This is a genomic window from Clostridioides sp. LIBA-7602 (assembly GCF_056688945.1).
Genome location: NZ_CP196991.1, coordinates 722,522 through 741,486 on the forward strand (window position 1 = coordinate 722,522; position 18,965 = coordinate 741,486).

At 26.6% G+C, this 18,965-nt stretch carries 20 protein-coding genes; 8 read left to right on the forward strand and 12 right to left on the reverse strand.

Annotation, left to right across the window (positions count from 1 at the left end; genetic code table 11):
- Positions 1 to 101 precede the first annotated feature (101 nt).
- Positions 102 to 836: an MBL fold metallo-hydrolase gene (locus ACTG45_RS03690; RefSeq protein WP_479919842.1), complete on the forward strand. Its 735-nt coding sequence runs from the start codon at positions 102 to 104 to the stop codon at positions 834 to 836.
- Positions 837 to 1,092: 256 nt separating this feature from the next.
- Here ACTG45_RS03690 and ACTG45_RS03695 read toward each other — a convergent pair whose 3' ends face one another.
- The 4 genes from ACTG45_RS03695 to ACTG45_RS03710 all read right to left on the reverse strand — a co-directional run bounded on the left by ACTG45_RS03695 (position 1,093) and on the right by ACTG45_RS03710 (position 4,251).
- On the reverse strand, positions 1,093 to 2,064 hold the full coding sequence (locus tag ACTG45_RS03695) for an arsenic resistance protein (protein ID WP_479919843.1): 972 nt from the start codon (positions 2,062 to 2,064) through the stop codon (positions 1,093 to 1,095).
- Positions 2,065 to 2,278: 214 nt separating this feature from the next.
- Complete coding sequence (locus ACTG45_RS03700) at positions 2,279 to 2,572, reverse strand: YciI family protein (RefSeq protein WP_479919844.1); 294 nt, start codon at positions 2,570 to 2,572, stop codon at positions 2,279 to 2,281.
- 351 nt (positions 2,573 to 2,923) lie between these two features.
- Complete coding sequence (locus tag ACTG45_RS03705) at positions 2,924 to 3,601, reverse strand: cysteine hydrolase family protein (protein WP_479919845.1); 678 nt, start codon at positions 3,599 to 3,601, stop codon at positions 2,924 to 2,926.
- Between the two features lie 71 nt (positions 3,602 to 3,672).
- Positions 3,673 to 4,251 (reverse strand): hypothetical protein, encoded by a 579-nt coding sequence (locus ACTG45_RS03710; RefSeq protein ID WP_479919846.1) that lies wholly within the window; start codon positions 4,249 to 4,251, stop codon positions 3,673 to 3,675.
- A 341-nt stretch (positions 4,252 to 4,592) separates the two neighbouring features.
- Between ACTG45_RS03710 and ACTG45_RS03715 the strand changes: the two genes are divergently transcribed.
- Positions 4,593 to 4,973: a BlaI/MecI/CopY family transcriptional regulator gene (locus tag ACTG45_RS03715; protein ID WP_021383312.1), complete on the forward strand. Its 381-nt coding sequence runs from the start codon at positions 4,593 to 4,595 to the stop codon at positions 4,971 to 4,973.
- Between the two features lie 1,010 nt (positions 4,974 to 5,983).
- Here ACTG45_RS03715 and tcdC read toward each other — a convergent pair.
- On the reverse strand, positions 5,984 to 6,682 hold the full coding sequence (gene tcdC / locus ACTG45_RS03720) for a glycosylating toxin anti-sigma factor TcdC (RefSeq protein ID WP_479919847.1): 699 nt from the start codon (positions 6,680 to 6,682) through the stop codon (positions 5,984 to 5,986).
- Positions 6,683 to 7,102: 420 nt separating this feature from the next.
- Between tcdC and ACTG45_RS03725 the strand changes: the two genes are divergently transcribed.
- Positions 7,103 to 7,348 carry a helix-hairpin-helix domain-containing protein gene (locus ACTG45_RS03725; RefSeq protein WP_479919848.1) on the forward strand — a complete coding sequence of 82 codons (246 nt, stop codon included), beginning with the start codon at positions 7,103 to 7,105 and terminating at the stop codon, positions 7,346 to 7,348.
- Between the two features lie 152 nt (positions 7,349 to 7,500).
- On the opposite strand, the gene ACTG45_RS03730 is transcribed toward ACTG45_RS03725, so the two are convergent.
- The 7 genes from ACTG45_RS03730 to ACTG45_RS03760 form a co-directional block, all read right to left on the reverse strand.
- A complete protein-coding gene (locus tag ACTG45_RS03730; RefSeq protein WP_479919849.1) occupies positions 7,501 to 7,770 on the reverse strand; it encodes a DUF3795 domain-containing protein in 270 nt (89 codons plus the stop codon).
- A gap of 132 nt (positions 7,771 to 7,902) precedes the next feature.
- Entirely contained in the window at positions 7,903 to 8,415 is a 513-nt protein-coding gene (locus tag ACTG45_RS03735) for a GNAT family N-acetyltransferase (RefSeq protein ID WP_479919850.1), read from the reverse strand.
- A 259-nt stretch (positions 8,416 to 8,674) separates the two neighbouring features.
- Entirely contained in the window at positions 8,675 to 9,376 is a 702-nt protein-coding gene (locus ACTG45_RS03740) for a hypothetical protein (protein WP_479919851.1), read from the reverse strand.
- Between the two features lie 93 nt (positions 9,377 to 9,469).
- The gene (locus ACTG45_RS03745) at positions 9,470 to 9,646 is read right to left on the reverse strand and encodes a hypothetical protein (protein WP_021383324.1); all 177 of its coding nucleotides are present in this window, start codon (positions 9,644 to 9,646) and stop codon (positions 9,470 to 9,472) included.
- A gap of 325 nt (positions 9,647 to 9,971) precedes the next feature.
- Positions 9,972 to 10,709, reverse strand: coding sequence for an ABC transporter permease (locus tag ACTG45_RS03750; protein WP_479919852.1), 738 nt, complete (start codon positions 10,707 to 10,709; stop codon positions 9,972 to 9,974).
- 11 nt (positions 10,710 to 10,720) lie between these two features.
- Positions 10,721 to 11,482: an ABC transporter permease gene (locus ACTG45_RS03755; RefSeq protein WP_479919853.1), complete on the reverse strand. Its 762-nt coding sequence runs from the start codon at positions 11,480 to 11,482 to the stop codon at positions 10,721 to 10,723.
- A complete protein-coding gene (locus tag ACTG45_RS03760) occupies positions 11,482 to 12,396 on the reverse strand; it encodes an ABC transporter ATP-binding protein (RefSeq protein WP_479919854.1) in 915 nt (304 codons plus the stop codon). Before ACTG45_RS03760 ends, ACTG45_RS03755 begins: the two co-directional genes overlap by 1 nt.
- A 171-nt stretch (positions 12,397 to 12,567) precedes the next feature.
- On the opposite strand from ACTG45_RS03760, the gene ACTG45_RS03765 reads away from it, so the two are divergent.
- The 5 genes from ACTG45_RS03765 to ACTG45_RS03785 all read left to right on the forward strand — a co-directional run bounded on the left by ACTG45_RS03765 (position 12,568) and on the right by ACTG45_RS03785 (position 18,306).
- On the forward strand, positions 12,568 to 13,275 hold the full coding sequence (locus ACTG45_RS03765; protein WP_479919855.1) for a response regulator transcription factor: 708 nt from the start codon (positions 12,568 to 12,570) through the stop codon (positions 13,273 to 13,275).
- Positions 13,276 to 13,317: 42 nt separating this feature from the next.
- Positions 13,318 to 14,724: a sensor histidine kinase gene (locus ACTG45_RS03770; RefSeq protein WP_479919856.1), complete on the forward strand. Its 1,407-nt coding sequence runs from the start codon at positions 13,318 to 13,320 to the stop codon at positions 14,722 to 14,724.
- A 1,026-nt stretch (positions 14,725 to 15,750) separates the two neighbouring features.
- Positions 15,751 to 16,140: a BlaI/MecI/CopY family transcriptional regulator gene (locus ACTG45_RS03775; protein ID WP_479918186.1), complete on the forward strand. Its 390-nt coding sequence runs from the start codon at positions 15,751 to 15,753 to the stop codon at positions 16,138 to 16,140.
- Positions 16,141 to 16,602: 462 nt separating this feature from the next.
- Positions 16,603 to 17,070: a VOC family protein gene (locus tag ACTG45_RS03780; RefSeq protein ID WP_021383512.1), complete on the forward strand. Its 468-nt coding sequence runs from the start codon at positions 16,603 to 16,605 to the stop codon at positions 17,068 to 17,070.
- Between the two features lie 366 nt (positions 17,071 to 17,436).
- Positions 17,437 to 18,306, forward strand: a complete 870-nt coding sequence (locus tag ACTG45_RS03785; protein WP_479919857.1) for a Nif3-like dinuclear metal center hexameric protein — start codon at positions 17,437 to 17,439, stop codon at positions 18,304 to 18,306.
- The last annotated feature ends 659 nt before the right edge of the window (positions 18,307 to 18,965 follow it).

Consider the following 18,965-nt stretch of genomic DNA (forward strand, 5'->3'; position numbering starts at 1 on the left):
ATAATTTTTAATTAATAAAATATAACTAGAGGCTAATCTATGTTTTTTCAATTTCTTTAATCAAATTGACCTCTAATTAAGTAATTATAAGGAGAAATATTATGAACTTAACAAAAGGATTAGATGTTTTAAAAATTTCATCACATGTATTGGGCGAAAATAAAGTTATGTATATTCCTTTAATCTATACAGAAGATGATGCAACTCTTGTTGATACTGGTCTGCCAGGGCAAGGGGAGTTGATAATGGAGGCTCTTAACAAAAGTAATACAAGCTTCAATAAATTAAAAAATATAATAATCACTCATCATGATATAGACCATATAGGAAATATAAATTACTTAAGAGAAAAGTCTGAGAATAATATCAAAGTATACGCATACAAAAGTGAAGTTAGCTATATAACAGGGGAAGAAACGCCTTATAAACTTTATATGCTAGAGCAAATGGTGGACAATATTGATAATAAGATGCTTAGTATGTTAAATGTTATGGGACTTGGATTTAAGTCATCATACACTAAAGTAGATGTGTCTTTGGATGACCATGAAGTTTTAAATTTAGGTGAGGAAGTAGAAGTTATACATACAGGTGGGCATACTAGAGGTCATATATGCCTTTATTTAAAGAAATCTAAAGTACTTATTGCTGGAGATTTGTTACAAATAAAGGATGGGGAACTCGAGCCAGTTGATGTGATGCATAGCAACAAACAAGAGTTGGCAGATGCTATCAAAAATATAAGCAATTATGATATAGAGGAAGTAATTTTTAGTCATGGCGGATTGTTTCAAAAAAATGTAACTGAGGCATTAAAAAATATAGTTATTGAATAGTATTATTATCAAATAGTATTATGTGATTTAAAATAATCTACAATAATTTCTTAAATTACTTAAAATCATGTTTGAATATGAAGCAGGAAAATTAAAGATAAATAATAAAAAAATCCTTAGAATCTATTTATTTAAATTCTAAGGATATTGTTAAGTTTTAAAGATGTTATTAAGTTGTAAGGATATTAATTTTGATATTAAATTTTTAAGTTCTAAGGATATTAAATTTATTACAAACATATCTGTAAAGTCGAAGTTAGCTGCTAATCACATTGTTCATACCTTTTATTTTTAATAAAATTCTAGTAACTAAAAATAATATAGGTAACTCTATCAAAGGACCGATTATAAGTGCTAACGATATTAAAGGTTTATCTGGAAAAGTAGCTACTGCAATAGCTAATGCTATTGGAGAGTTTCTAGCAAGTGTAGTTAAATTTAGGGATACACTATCCTCATAACTTAGATTAATTGCTTTACTTATAACTCTAACAAAAATAAAGTTTATAATAAAAAATATTAATATTGGTACTAGTAAAATAAATAAGATTTGATAATTTTCTAGTAGTATTTTTCCTTGAGATGCGAACATTGCAACTATAGCTATGTTTAAAAAATATCCTTGGAAATCACATGCCTTTGAAGTTATTTTTTCTTCAAATTCACTAATTCCTATTTTTTTTATAATTAAATGTCTAACAACAATAGAAAATAAAAGAGGTATCATTAGACTAAAAATAACTGCTTGAGTTAAATTCATAAAGTCTATATTTATACTTGAACCTCCAATCAATAATATATATACAGGTAATAATAATAGCTGTAAAATTAAATTTAAAGGAAGAACAGATGACCCTAAAGCAACATTTCCCTTAGCAATTCCAGTAAATATTAAGTACCAATCTGTGCAAGGTGTAACCATAAGCATGACAAATCCAATTAAAAGCTCTGGGTTGTGATTTAGAAATAATTTACCCAAAACAAATATAAGTACTGGAGTCCATATAAAGTTTATAGTAATTGATGTAAGTGTAAATTTAAAGTTTTTAAACGAACTTCCTATTTCTTTTATTGGTACTTGTAGAAAGACAAGAAAAAGCATTATTGTTAATGAGGGCATTATCAAGTAATCTGAATATATTCGTATGAATTCTATTTGACCCATTAAGATACCTAGAAGTACCATTCCTAAAATAATAAAACTCTGAAACTTATTTACTTCTTCCATGTAGACCTCCTTTATTCGAAAATTGATTTTAATTGAAAATTCATATCAATTATTAAATTATAACACGATAATTGATTTTTAAAAACTCATTTAAAAAATAATTACGTATTGTGGATTTTGCACAAAATAAATGCCCATATAATCATTCATTAGAATTATAAGGGCATTTTAGTAGTTAATTTTAATATTAAATTAATTTACTCATTTATGTAATCTATAAATCTTTTAACTTTTCAACTATTAATTTATTATTAATCTTTGATGGTTTAAACTCAATAATCTCGTAATCACCAAGTTTGTTAATATAAAAAGGGTCTTCTTGGATAATTTTATTAACTTCTTCTTTATCAGCATTGCATAAAATTATTCCACCTATTCTAGGATTTTTTCTTCCAGAGCATATGAATTTATTATTTGCATAATATTTATTTAAAAATTCTATATGTGCATCTAGTTTTTCTTCAATTTTATTTAGTTCAGCTGTATATGTTATGTTTACTATTACCATACGTACATCTCCTTAGACAAAGCATATTTAATACATTTAAACTAGCACTTTTAAGTTACAAAGTCAAATATAAAGCTAATGTAATACGATTGTATGATGTTAAATTTTATTAAAAAATAAAACAAATTATAATGTGATAAAAAAGGTAATTATTCAAGAAGTATTGGTCAAAGCCATTGGATGTTTAGGTGTAACACATTTTGCAACTAAGGCAGGTAAGCTTTAGGAAATGTGGTATAATGCTATATTAGTATTTTGAGTTAATAAATTAGTTTAATTATGATTTTATAGAATTAATGACAATTAGTTTAGTTCACTAATTGCCATTAATTAAAACTTACTATTTCTGGGCTAATAAATTGAAACACCCTTTGTTGATAATTTTTTTAAAGCCTTTTCTGTAGAATTTACACTTTTACCAAGAACACCATTCTTTATGATATTAACATGGTGCCCTCTGTTTATTGCTCCTAATGCTGTCTTATAAACACAAGCCGATGAGTCTAATCCAACAATTGAGATTGTATCAACTCTATTTTCTTTTAGGTATTCACTAAAACTTTTGGATGTAAAGGCATCTTGCTGATGTTTAACAAACACTTCATTATTTTCGACATTTAAATCACTACAAATGGAAGCTCCCTTTGACCCTTGAAAAAGGCAACCACCCATTGAAATAAAGCAAAATAGAAAATCAAAGTGATGAAATTCTTGACAGATATATACTATTTTTTGTCCTTGTTCTTTAGCTTCAATGATAATTCTATTTACACTACTTACAAATTCCTTTTTTTGAGGATAAATTCCATCTTTTCCACACATAGCTTCTTGCATATCAATAACCAACAAAATCTTTTGAGGTTCTTGAAAATCTTGTATTTTTTCTCCTTTTGTAGGGCGTATAAATATAATCATTCTAAGAATCAAAATTATAAGAAGAAAGTATGATATGGCAGTGGGCGTAAAAGAACACAATGCAGCAAATATGATAACACTACATAGTTGTACAAAAGTATAGAAAGCTTTCATAAATAAGTCTCCTTTAGTTTATATTTTTAATCTTGAGATAATCTTACTTTTATTTTTAATGATATGTACTCTTACTTTTTGTACTTTGTAAGAAAAGCATTGAAAGCAGTAATAAGTAGTTGTTTTTCTTCTTCAAATGTAAGAGTTAGACTTCCTTTGTAGACTAAACAAGCAATGCCATGAGTATAAATCCATATATTATAAAATAATTCTTTTGCCTGTTCAAAACTAAGCGAACCTTCACTAGCAGCACTATTCACCACAAAATCAAGTTGTTTAGATGCTTGTTCATCTAAGTTATAATTTATAGTACTGTGTTGCATAATAGCTTCAAACAAATTTGGGTATTCTTTGGCAAAGTTAATATATCCAAGTCCATAAGTTAAAAAATCAGAATCATCTAAAGAGTAATCACTGATATATTGAGAAGGATAATCACTGATATATTGAGTATGAAATGTATGGATTTTTTCCTCTACAGAAACACGCAAATCTTCAACTGTCTGGAATTCTCGAAAAATTGGGGCAACTGATGTACCTAGTACTAGTGCAACTTTCTGAGCAGTGATGACAGTAACACCTTCATTTTTTGCTACTTCAAATCCTGCATTTATGATTGCATCTCTATCTGTTTTTATTTTAGGTGGCATAAGCTCAACTCCTTAAAATAGTAATTGTTATCTAACAAGTACTATTTTATGCTCTAAAAAAAATACTGTCAAGTAAACATAGTAAAAGATATAATTTATTCTAAATTGTATCTTTGATTTAGATATGAAATATAGCATTACAAGTATTTTAGACAATAGTTTATATACTACAATTTGAAAGTTTTATAATACTTAAGTTGAAAAATATAATAATTGTGAACTTTATTACACTATAAATATTTTTTTATTATTTTTACGATAGATAATAATTATTGTAATTGATTTTGTGAAATTATTACTGTAATATCTAATTATATAGATAAGGAAGTGGAGTGATAACTATGTGTTTAAAAAAATTATCAAAATTAGAGTTAGTTATTATGAAATTTATTTGGAATTTAGATATAAAAACAAATTCATATGAGGTTATTGATTATATGCAGGAAGAGCATAATTTACCAGAGAAAGTAGCTTTAAAAACTTTATCAAGATTGTCAAAGAAAAAATTCTTATATGTACAAGAAACGAGTAAATGTATGTATTATACAGTTGCAATCAAAGAAAATACGTACTTTGAATTTATATCAAGAAATGTACAAAGCCTTTTGAAGAATATTTTTATAAAGAATTTATTAGTGTCATTTCATGAAGAGGAGTTAACGGCAGAGAAGATAGACTCATTGGAAAACTGGGTAGTAAATTGGGAAGAAGCCTACATATAATATAATTCATAGTCTAAAAAGAGTTTTGTAATGGTTTATTTACAATTATAAGACTCTTTTTAACTGTGTAATTTATTGCAATTTAATTGAGAACCGAATCGATTCAATAAGAGTTTATAGAAACCTTTTCTTAAGTAGTATTAGTAATGGTATTTTATTTTCCTATATTGCATTTCAAAATGAAATACTATAGTTTAAAAATGAAATGGTATATTTCAATTATTAATAAAGCAATATAAGGGTATCTTTAACTAAAAATCTAAATAATATTTGACATTTAAAATAAAATACTCGATTTAAATTTTGTTATATATAATTGTATAAATGATGATATGTATTACTATATAAATAGTAAAATGAAAGATAGTCAATAGTTACTTATTAGAACAAATTGGATGGTGTTTTCTTTTAAAAAGGTAGATTACCTCAAGAGGAAAGTTATTTTGATAAAGTTATTTTGAAAGCTTGATATAAAGAATAAAGCTTATAAAGAAAGTGGAGTATAGATAGATAAAAAAGAAACCTCTAAGTTTTGGTTTGGAGTTTTAACTGACTCAAAAAATCGAGGTGTTAAATATGTCTTAACAGTCAGTTTAGAAAAGTTATAAAAACAAAGTCCACTTTTCCATCAGATAATTCACTGTTAAAAACGTTGTTTTTAACACATGAAAATACAATGAAAAAATGGACTATGAGATATAGAAACTTAGACAGTATCTATAATCAGTCAATAATATTCTTTGATAATAGAATAGAAATTTTAAAAAATTAAATTTTGAAACATACCATAGTGTATATGGTTCATGAAAAATCTATAAATGTTCCATTATATTATTTTCACTATTTTTTAGAATAAAATTTATATATGGAAATATTAATACTAAATAATTAATTATTACTAAAGCATAGATAATGTGCTTAAGAATAAAAATTAATTTACAGTCTCATAATTATTTATTTGCAATTACAAAACCATTTTTTTAAAATAATTAACTATAACTAAAACAATATTAATTTATTTTCTCTACAGCTATTCCTGGTATAGTTATATTTCCACCCATAGTTGATTTATAAGTTATAGTTCCAGCACTTATACCTCTTATAGTTATATAATCATCCTCTAATATTCTTGAAGAAGTTATTGATTTTTCATAACTACATAGTGCAACCTTATCATAATCTCCAGATATAGCTAATCTTATTTGTACCTCGTCACCATCTTCAATAACTTGAATAACCTTACCTTCAAATTTTACCTTTTTGTACTTATAGTCATCAGGTGTTCTAGCTAATTGGTCATAAGTAATACCAGTATCATATCCTTTTTTCTCTTCTTCTTCTTTTTTACGTTGTTCTTCAGCTTTTTTTGCTTCTTCAGCCTTCTTAGCTTCTTCGGCTTTACGTTCATTTTCAGCTTCGATAGCTTTCTTTTCATCGTCTTTCATTTTGAACCATGGTTCAGCATCAGACAATTCACTATTTAAAGTTTCTATTTCTGTTTTTTGAGAAGCTATAACTGATGTTTGATTAGAAATGACATTTTCATGGCCTTCAGAACAAGTTGGTGAGGATATGTTACCAAAAAACACACCCAAAATAAATGTCAATAAAGCAATACCCTTTGTACTTTTAAAGAACTTAATTATTTTCTTAGAACTTCCTTTTCCTTCGTCACTAAATTCATTACCCCCATTTTTTTTAGAAAACATAATACAATCTCCCTTTTATTAGATATATTTTATTTTAAAAGTTAAAAACTTAAAATAACTAGTTGACTAAAAAATTATATATTCATATTTTTCTAAAATATATTTCCCCTAAGCATAATTTTACAAAATAAAGTAAAAAAATTCAATATATTTTGAATAATTAAGGTGAAAGTGTCAGATTATGATTATAATTTTTTTGAAGGTGAATTTGATATATTAAATAAAACATAAACTATTTTATTTGTATAAAACTATATTATGTAATAATTAAATGACTCAGTACATTAGAGGTGGTAAAATATAGATAAGTAAAAGAGCATAAATAAATTGATATAATAAAAAATTAAATATTAACTATAATAAAAAAATATCTGATACTAACCATAAGACAAAAATAATATACCAGAAAGAAGGTGTAATATGGGTGAGTTACAGAAAATTCCAGGGGTAGGGAAAGCAACAGAAGAATCTTTAATGATGTTGGGATATACAACAATCGAATCACTTAAAGATGAAAATCCAACAGAAATGTATGAAAAAGAATGTTTAATGCGTGGACAACATATAGACAGATGTCAGTTATATGTATATCGTTGTGCAGTATATTTTGCATCAACTGAAAATCCAGAATCAGAAAAACTAAAATGGTGGTATTGGAAAGATTAAAAAACTTAGAGAAATTTAGGAATCAGTAAAAGAGTCAACTATTCATTTTAAATAATGATAAAAACGAATAGTTGACTCTTTTTTAGTTGTAAATTTTATGTAAATCTATCCATCTAACTAAATATATTACTCAATAAAATATGTTAATATAATTAATTAGAAACTGTCTCTTCAAGCCATTTTCTGCACTGCTCAATATTTACCATAGGGTCAAAACCTTGGTCTTTACCCTTATTTAAAAGCATATCACAAGGGAAAGTATCACATTCCCCACAATGATTAAGCGCCTTATCTTCACAGCAAGTTTTAACCTTACATTCGCCACCCCAAAATGGTTTTTCCATATTTGGACAGCCAGTGCAATTCACTTGCTCTTTTCTTGTACAGTTGTTACAACAGACACCACATCTTGATTCAAACATATTCAAACATCCTTTCTAGTACTAGTATTAAAAAATAAATTTAGATGACTAAAAATCAATTATTTGAAATTAGAGAGTCATCTAAATGTTATACATAAGATTACTATTGCTTTTATCCTAAATTTATAAAGACTACTCAAAAAATTCCTTTGCATATTCTACAACACCAGAGATTCCTTGTAATCCACCTTCTAATAATTCTATAGCCATGAAGTTTTTATCTGGAACTTCAAATGGAGCTTTTATATTAAATTTACTTGCCACTTGATAACCAAACTTAGGATAATACTTGTCATGCCCTAAGACAACACAACCCTTATATCCTTTTGCCTTTGCTACTTTATGCCCCTCTTCAATTAGCTTTGTACCAATTTTTTTACCTTGCATATTAGGAACAACTGATACAGGAGCTAATGTTAAAAGGACACTATCTCCAACCTTAATTTCTGTAAATAAAATATGACCAACTATATCTCCATCATGCTCAGCTACTATTGAAAGTTCTGGTACAAAGTTATCATTAGTTCTTAAACGATTAACAAGATTATGCTCATCGTGGTCAGAAATTTCTTCACTTTCAAAGGCAGACTTAATAACATCATGCACTTTATTTTTATCACTTTCTTTTTCTTGTCTAATTATCATTTTAATTACACCTCACAAAAGTTAAATATTTATTCACCATATTTAATAATTTTTTAGCTATATTTAATTAACTTTCATTATATAATATAGTAGTCAGATTTACATTAAATCTTTAGTATAATAATAAATAATTTTAAATAATAATATTATTATTATGAACCTTTATACTTTTAATTATATATCAAGCATATAATCTTTAAGTAACAGATATATAGCCTCTAAATAAAAAGTATATAGTTAGTAGAGTAGTAAGCTTCTATTATTTTTTATAATAAAAAGCATTACACCAATAATAGTTGCATCCTCTAATTTCTAACCATTCAGGGAATGAGATATCTTTATTAGTTTTATCATACTGAAACCATAAGTCATACAACTCTTGATAATAAGTTTTTTCCTTTAAGTATTCACTATACGAACCTAATCTTTCTTTATATTTTGTAAGTAGTTTGTCCAATTCGTCTAAATTATACTTAATATTTTCTTTAGTACTTAGAATCACACTTTCTTGTATATGGTGAGAGGCAAACCAGAGCCCATCTATATACTTATTTAATAATAATTCTACAGACTTAATATCTTTGTTATCTAACCTTAAGGCGTCTTTTAACATATCCTCAGAAGAGTAGTATTCTTCATTATCCAAAAAAATAGGAATATCCAACTGGTATCCCCATCTAAGAAAAGGCATTTCCTCATTTAAAATAGCCTTTTTGACTATTGGAAAAATTAACTTAACAACTAGAGGTTGCTGAAATGTTTTTATACTATTTTTATCAAAACGTTCCTTGCAAATATATGTAACAAAATTTTTCTGCTTACTTTCAGGTAATGTCAGTATGTATTCAATCATAAGGTCTAGTTTTTTGTTTGCTAACTTTTTCAAGCCACTATTTCTTGTGTTTGCATATTCATTCCAAAGTGTTGTTATTTTGCTATCTTCATAATCTATGGTATTCATATTTTTCCTCCAAATAGTATTAAAACTCTTTCTGAGTTATACAATTATGTCTGAATACTAATGCCTAAGTATATAGTTATATAAATAAGCTTATTACCATGCATCAGGAATTAAATTCCAAATTACAATTATAGTAATAAGTATTATTGATAAAGTAACTGAAGATGTAACTAATATTGGCTTATTTTTTTTTATAATACCCACAAATATACCTACTGTTAACAGCAGTACTAATAAAAGGATTACTAAACTAAATCCAAATGCAAACATATTTATATGCCCTCCTCATAAAAATATATATAAGCTTTTCCTGTATTTTACCATATCACGTGGTGAAAGTCATTTTTTAACACTAAATATTTTAAAGTAATATACAAAAAAATATGATAAAAAATAAGATTGTATAACATTAAGATAATAATTGCTTTATAAAAATAAATATACAATATGCAAATAAATATAATATATAATAAATAAACCATCTAATTATAATTCAAATATAATTAGATAAAATAAGTATTTGAATTATAATAGATGGTTTTAATTCTAAATCAAATCTTTACTATTAATATATTTGATTCTAATATATTAGCTATTAAGAAATAACATCATTTTTCTTAAAATTTCTATTGGCAATTTCAGCAAACACTATAATAGTAATAAATGCAACACATATTGTAACCAAAGTATCATTAATATTTAAAGAAGATTGTTTTATAACTCCCATTGCACTTCCTAGCATAGAATAAGGAAAAAAGATACCAATAGAAGGTTTAGCCACTATTAAACCCATACCAAACAAAGAAAGACAAAGGCTGATTCCAATAGGAGTTGCAAAACTTCTTATCTTAATAGACATATATAGCTGTATAGAAGCTATTGAAATAGAAATAATCCAGCCTTTAGCAATCCAACCAGTAAGTTCCTTAGGTATACTATCAGGAAAACCAAACATATTTCCTGCAACTATGTAAAAAATAACAAATACAATTTGTGTAATAGCTGTAAGTATTGAAACTACTGCAAGCTTAGATAAGAAGATATTTTTTAGATTAACTGGTAATGTCATTATATTATTCCAATTACGATTCATATGTTCAAGCCTACAAATATAAGCACAAAAGATTGCTATTAAGATAGGAAAGAAAAATTCCCCATAAAAAAGACTAACTTGAGTCCATAAACTATACCATTGTTTTGTGAGTATACCTTGATTTAGATAAAAGTTACCACAACCAATCAATACACTTATAAGTGGTAAAGCTAATAATACATACCATATAAAAGAATTTTTTAACTTTAGGATTTCTCCCAAAACTGATTTCCTTAACATTTAAACCCCTCCTATACTTCTTTTTTTAATAAATGATTTCTTCCAATATAATAAATTAACATTCCAATTAAGAAAATTAAAATTGTAATAGAAAAATTCATATCAGTTCTGTAAACAGATGAACCTGAAACAGTATCATAAGCATAACTCAGAGGTGATAATTCTAGGTAATAAGACCATATAAACAATCTACGAATACCTTGATAAAACAATCCTGATGTCAAACCTATAAAACTACCAACCATACCAAATGTAATTGCAATCATTTGATTTGGGATTACAGTTGCAATCCATAAGTGGAGTGCAATTATAGCAATATTTACGAGAATTGTTCCTAATGAATATTTTAAAATCAAAAATATAGAAAATGATTCAGTAGCCCCTCTAAAATATCCGAATAGTATAATAGATAATACTTGCATCAATACAGGCACAGATACCAAAGTAGCAGAACATAAAAATTTAGATGAATAAATGCTATTTAAAGATGTTACAGAAGATTTTAAAAGTTTCCATGTATCTCCCTTATGCTCTATATCGCTTATACGTGATGTAATTATTGATATTAGAATAGGAAAGAATAAACCATTTAAACTTGTAAAACTCATAATCATATATGAATATTCAAATCCACCTAGCATATCTGGGTTACGTGTAATAGCTCTGCTTGAATTCATGATGCACCACATTATTTCAACAGCTACAAATAAAAAGGTCATCAGAATAATTTTTTTTCTTTTAAGTTTGTAAAATTCTAGACCAAGATATTTCATTATAACGTCACCGCCTTACCAGTAAGTTCTAGGAATATGTCTTCCAAGCTCTTTTTATGCTCTTCTATTCTGAATACATCAATATTTGAGTTGACAAGCATACTATTTACTTTGGCTACATCTGAGTCCTTTAAATTTTCAATAGTCAAGTATCCATTTTGTATAAGTGACATATATCCTTTATTGTTCAATAGTTTTTGTGTAGATACAAGGTTTTGTGTTTTGATAGCAATATGACTTTGACCTCTGTCATGAAGTTCTTTTATGCTATCTTGAAAAATAAGCTCACCATGATTTATTATTCCTATTGATGTGGCAATCTGGTCAATTTCACTCAAAAGATGGCTAGATATTAGGACTGTCATACCATATTTTTCTGGTAGTGACTTTATTAATTCTCTAATTTCCTCAATTCCTGCTGGGTCAAGCCCATTTGTAGGCTCATCAAGTATTAATAATTTAGGAAACTTCATTATAGCCATGGCGATACCAAGACGTTGTTTCATACCTAGAGAGTATTGACTAACTTTTTTATCCTTTTGGTTTTCTAGTCTTACTATTTTCAGTGCTTCATTTACATTTCTTTTAGGTAAATCTAAGAGTTTTTGCATGATAGTCATGTTTTCAAGACCTGTTAAATGTCCATAGTATGATGGAGATTCTATCAATGAACCAATGTCCTTCAAAATTGATATTCTGTTCTTCTCATTTAGTTCCTTATTTAAAATATTAATATTTCCTTGTGTAGGCTTTGCAAGTCCAAGTAACATTTTAAGTGTGGTAGATTTTCCTGCTCCATTAGGACCTAGAAAGCCATATACAGCTCCTTTTGGAACTCTTAGGTCTACATCCCTTACTCTAAATATTTTATTGTATTCCTTTGAAAGTCTTTGTGTTCTAATTATCATTTCCATATATTTCATCCCCTTTTTTAACCTGTATTTATTGTTTTTTTTAGTTTGTATTAGTATAATAACTTGGTTACATTTCAGATAGCTGACGTTTACCTTACAATAACCTTAAATAGTCTGTTGAGGTAAAGTCATGAAAAAGGGTCTATGATATACTAAAAAAGGGTGATAATTATGGAATCAATAAAAGATAAAAAAATACTTGTGGTGGATGACCACAAGGAATTATTAAAAATGATAGATGAAATCCTAAGAAAAGAGGGATTTAGTAGAATATTTTTAGCATCGAGTTATGAGGAAGCTGTTAGAGTATTTAAAAATATAAAGCCAGATTGTGCAATTTTAGATGTTGTTTTACCAGATGGCGATGGTTTTTCCATTATGAGAAAAATTAGAGAGACATCTAAGATACCAGTGATTTTTCTTTCTGCAAGAGGTGAAGATGAGGATAGATTGATTGGTTTAGGTCTAGGGGCTGATGACTATATAGTAAAGCCATTTTTACCAAAGGAACTTACCTTAAGACTTGTGGGGATATTAAATCGTGTATATGTGTCTATAGAAGAAGATGAGTTACCAATATTTAGATTAGGAGATTCTGTTGTTGTAAATTTAAATAGTGCATCTGTTGAAAAAGATGGACAAGAGATTTCTTTAACAGCTAAAGAACATTCACTACTTTTAAAGTTGTATGAAAATAAAGGGCGAATTGTTACTAGTGACTCACTGTGTCAAGCTATTTGGGGCGATGATATGTATGGATATGAAAATACCCTGATGGTTCATATCAGAAGGGTTAGAGAAAAGATAGAAAAGACTCCATCTTCTCCTAAGCATCTTCTTACAGTAAGAGGGCTTGGATATAAGTTGATAATTAATTAATTTTAGATAAGAATGAAGGAAGTCAAGAGGAGTGATTTAATTTTGGATAGTGTAAAGTATATATTAAGGAGATTTATAGGTTCAAGTATCTTGATTTCATTGCTTTTTATTATATTAAATATATTAGGTTTATTTATGTTTTCATATATGACATTTGTATCTAAGTATTCAGGTGATTTAAATCAAAGTGATAGTAAGGAAATAAGAGCAAACTTGATGATGCTTGAAGATAAATTAATTTTAAAAGATGGAAAGTTTACTCTAGATGATTCTAGTAAGGAAGTTTTACATAGCAATAAAGTATGGGCAATGTTAATTGATGATAATGGAGATAGAATATGGGGCTTTGATTTGCCAAAAGAAATTCCAGACCATTATACTTTGACAGATGTAGCTAAGTTTTCGAGGTTCTTTTTAAAAGATTATCCTGTGTATGTATGGGAACATCCAAATGGAACCTTAGTAACGGGGTATCCCAAGGATAAATATACTAAATTCAACCTTACCTATACTATTGATGAAATAAGTCAATTTCCTATGATGATAATAAGTATGCTTCTGTTTAATGCAATAATTACATTTTTACTAGCCTTATTTATAGGATTAAAAATGATTAAATCCATAAAGCCAATTATTACTGGTATAAAGCTTATGTCAAAGGGAGAGCCAGTACTTCTTCAAGAGAAAGGAATACTAAGCGATATTTCAAAATCTATTAATACTGTATCTAAAGAGTTACAAATGAAAAATGAAAAGCTTAGAAAGAAAGAGGAAGCTAGGACTAACTGGATTGCAGGAATATCTCATGATATAAGGACACCACTTTCAATGATAATTGGATATTCTGGAGAACTTGAAGAAAGCAGTAGTCTTTCTCAAAGAGAGCAAGAGCAAGCATCTATTATATGTAATCAAGGTGTTAAAATTAGAGAATTAGTAAATGACCTTAATTTGGTGTCTAAACTTGAGTATAATATGCAACCATTAAATTGTAATAAGATTAGAGTTTCTGTGTTTTTGAGAGAGCTTGTTTCTGAATTTATAAATAATAATTTGGATAATGATTTTTATATAGAGCTTGATATATTGAATGAAGATATTACCATCAATGCAGATAAAAAATTGTTAAAGAGAGCTATTAGTAACTTAATACAAAACAGCATAACTCATAATCAGCAAGGTTGTAATATAAAGGTGATTTCTAAATCAGATTTGGATTTTTGCTATGTAATTGTTGAAGATGATGGAAAAGGGATGAGCCAAGAAAAGATTAATTATTTATTAAAATCTCAAAATGGCTTAAGTGAAGCATATGCCAAAGGTCAAAATCATGGTCTAGGTCTTTTGATAGTGGCAGGTATTATCAATGCACATGAAGGTAAGTTAGATATTATGAGTACTGATTGTCAAGGAATAAAAACAATACTAAAATTACCACTGATTAAGTAATATTTTATAAAATAATAACAGATAAGAATGAAGAATGGAAATATTTTGAAAATAATTTTATTATTTATTGACAAAGAGGCTCTATTAGAGTAGAATAATGATAAATTCTTTTCTTGTCAAGTTTTATTAAATAAAGAGTAACTTTTACTTTATGCGCTTAAAGTTGAGTTGCTTGTGGTATCAAAATTTTCATAGAAATAATATTTTGGAATTATTGTAAGACTGTTAAACTCTTTATATAATTCCATTTTTTTATATTTTTTATCTAATATTCAATATTATTATTGACAAAAAAATTCTACTAAAATAGAATTAGAGTATAGTGTTTTTTAATTTTAAGAAAAATATAATCATATGCTAAAGAAGGTTTTAATTGTATGATGTTCTGTGTAATTATAGTAGCTTTTATGTAATTATTTTAAGTATATTTTATCTTACTTATTTATTTATAACAAGAAAAATATATTAAATTAGCGTATTTTGCGCTTTGAAGTTCTACTAAAGTAGAGTTTTTGTGTATTATTTTAGTATATATCTTGTACAGGTGTATATATGTATCGAAATATATTGATTATTTATAATATGATTAATGTAAAAATTTAAAAAAGTAGATATAGATAAAAAAACTGCTGAAATAGCAAAATATAATTATATAGAAAATTACAATTAAATCCGAAAGTAAAATCTTAAAATTACAATTAACATTATTTTTTTAGTTAGGAAATAAAAAGCTAAAGGAAATTGAAATACAATGTTTAAAATTAAAAAATATAATAAGGAAGGAGAGCTACTGGACAAGTATCCAAAAGTAGATAGCTGAGTACAAAATATTTCATAAAATTAAGCAATATAATACAAAAGAAATTTGACACTATTTATATATATTTACTGTGTACAAGTAGCTAAATTTAAAATTTAAAAATATCTTATAAATCGAAGTTCATATAAATCAATATAAGATTTATTTACTAAAAAAATTTTATTATGGATATTGCTTGTCTATATTCTGAGTAGCAAAGGTTTATCATGCCTATAAAAAAGTTGCCAAAATCAGAATTAAAGATAATGAAATTTATATGGAAACTAGATTCCAAAGCAACATCGAGAGATATTGTTTTAGGAATGGAGCAAAAATATCAGTGGAAGCAAACAACGACTTTGACTCTTTTATCTAGATTGGTAGTGAAAGGATTTCTAAATTCTCAAAAGATAGATAAATATACACACTATGAAGTTTTAATTAAAGAGAAGGAATACGTAAATGTTGAAACTAGAGATTTCTTTAAAAATGTTCATGATTCCTCTATGAAAAGTTTATTATTAGCATTACATGATAATATTAACTTGAGTAAAGGAGAATTATTATTTATTGAAGAGTGGATAGAGAGTCTAAAAAAAGATGAAAAAAACATATAAAGTAGAATATTTTTTAGACTTCCAATCTAAATCATATAGTATATTTATATAATCTATATGACTACTTAAGTAGTATAGATAAAATCTATGAGTGTATTGTTAGATTAATCCAAATCAGATTAAGCATGAGTGTAAATAATAATGGATATTTTATTAATTCGATTAAAAAAGCTACCTTTACTTATCAACTAGATAAGTGTAATTAAGGTAGCTTTTTTAAATTGAACAGCACCCCATTTAGTAGAATTTTACAGTATCTTGTTTACTGTGTCTAATAAATAGGGTGCTGTTCAAATATAATAAGTTAGCTTTTTAAATATGAAATATGAAATTTTAGAATGTATGAGATGTATAAGCCTTGTAAATATGACATACAGTTTTCTTATTTAAACTGATAAAATAAAGAGATAATAAAAAATATTGAACAAACTAAAAAAGTACTAAAAATTAGGAGGGGAATTTATGAAATATCAAGTTTCACTATTAGCAGTAAATGATGTTGAAGTATCAAAAAAGTTTTATCAAGAGCTATTTGAGCAAGAAGTTGAATTGGATTTAGGTAAAAATGTAAGCTTTAGTGGAGGATTTGCTATACAAGAAGATTTTGGATGGCTTACAGGGATTAATCCAGATACAATTATACAAAAATCAAATAATATGGAACTTTATTTTGAGGTTGATGATTTTGATAAATTTATTGAAAAACTCAACTCTTATAAAGATGTGGAGTTTGTTCATCAGCCATTAAAATATGAGTGGCAACAGAGAGTAGTCCGTATTTACGACCCTGATAAGCATATTATTGAGATAGGAGAATCTATGGAAGTCATAGCTAGAAGGTATTTATCTGAAGGCTATTCTGTAGAAGAAACTTCTAAAATAATTCAACATCCAATTGAATTTGTAAAGCAGTTTGAAAGTAATAAGTAATGTTTTTTTTTATTTTTCCTTTATTATATTTTAAAATTTAAGTTACATGATAATGCAACTATATAAAATTATGTTTAATATGTTCAAGTAGTAATTACTTGAATTAAGATTGATTATGATGGAATGAACTAAAGAGAATTTATAGGATTAATATTTGACAAGAATTATAAAGTAAATTAGGATGAATAGAATATTAATATAAAATGAATAAAATAATATATAAGAAATGAAAATAGCCTAGAAATACTTTGATAAAATTGAATATTGACAACATTAAGAAAAAGTAAGGTCAGAGTATTTAGATACAAAAAAGTTATTGTAAAATTATTATATTAATATGTATTAGTCAAATATTGTTGTAAAGGAGTGGGTATTATCAAAGCAGTTGAACTTTATAAAAAATTAGAGTTGGAGTTTGATATTAAAAATATTGATGATGATTGGAGTTTTATGAATTTTGAAAATGATTTTATTACTCCAGAATTTAAAACGAAATACATAGGAGTAGTATTAGATAATGCTCAAAATATCAATAAAGTATATACAACTACTTTTCCTGACAAGGAGATAATTAAGCAGGTTATAGATAAAGATGAAAAAGATGTTTTAATTTTTTCACATCATGCAATGGGGTACATAGCATCAGATGAATGTTTTCCATTCCATGATATACCATTATCTTATATGGAAGATATGAGAACTCGTAGAATCTCTTTTTACGTATTACATTCGCCATTAGACAACTATAGTGAGTATTCAACTTCTGTCAGTTTTGCAAAGGCTCTGGGCTTAGAAATAGTCGAACCATTTTGTAAATATGATGATAAAATCAAGACAGGAGTTATATGTAAGACGTCCTTAAAATCAGTGGAAGAGATTAAGGAATTAGTCAAAAAAACTGTTGGTCATGATGTTAAATTGTATGATTATGGAGATGCTATATTAAAAGATGGTTTAGTTGCTATTGCAGCAGGAGGAGGAAGTTATCCATTTGTAGCAAGTGAAGTTGCCGAACTTGGTATAAATTTATACATAACTGGATTTACTAAACCTTTAAAGCACTTTGAACCAGTATTAGAGTTCCATAAAATAGCAAAGGACAATTTGCTTAATGTTATAGGTGCTACTCATTATTCTACAGAAAAATTTGCCTGTATGTCTATGGTTAATTATTTTAAAAAACTAGGTCTAGAATCAGAATTCTTGGAAGGAAAAAAATATTTAGCAGATTTATAGGGGATAAATTAGAAAATTTATAGGATATGATTTACAGGATTATAGAATATGATTTAGCAGATTTATAGGATATGATTTATATGATTATAGAATATAAATTAGAAGATTTATAGGATATGATTTACAGGATTACAGAATATGATTTATATGATTATAGGATATGATTTATATGATTATAGAATATGATTTAGCAGATTTATAGAAAATCAATAGTATATAAAACCATAAAAATAAGCAGTTAGTAGGAGTTTGTCTCTACTGACTGCTTATTTTTATATCTTCTTATATAGGCATTTCGTAACCGTATTTGCTAATATTACAGTTAGTTATAGTCTTATGACTTGCTTTTCCTTTGCTCATCCAGTTAATTGTTTGAAAAGTTCTTTTCTTATTCTCTTACCATGTAATGCCCACTGATTACTGCAAAGATGTATGATGTGTGGAAGATTCTGTTTACAGTGCCTTTCTGTATTTTATATATTTGTAAATTTATGTTTTAATCAATAAAGTTATACCATATAGAAATGAAATATAATGCTTTTACCAAGATAAAAGAGGTTCATAAGTAAGTATATAATCATATTTTGCATTTACAAATGAACTTATGATTGTTATTTATTAGGTTTATTTTTCGATATTTTTTCTGATATTATTTATAC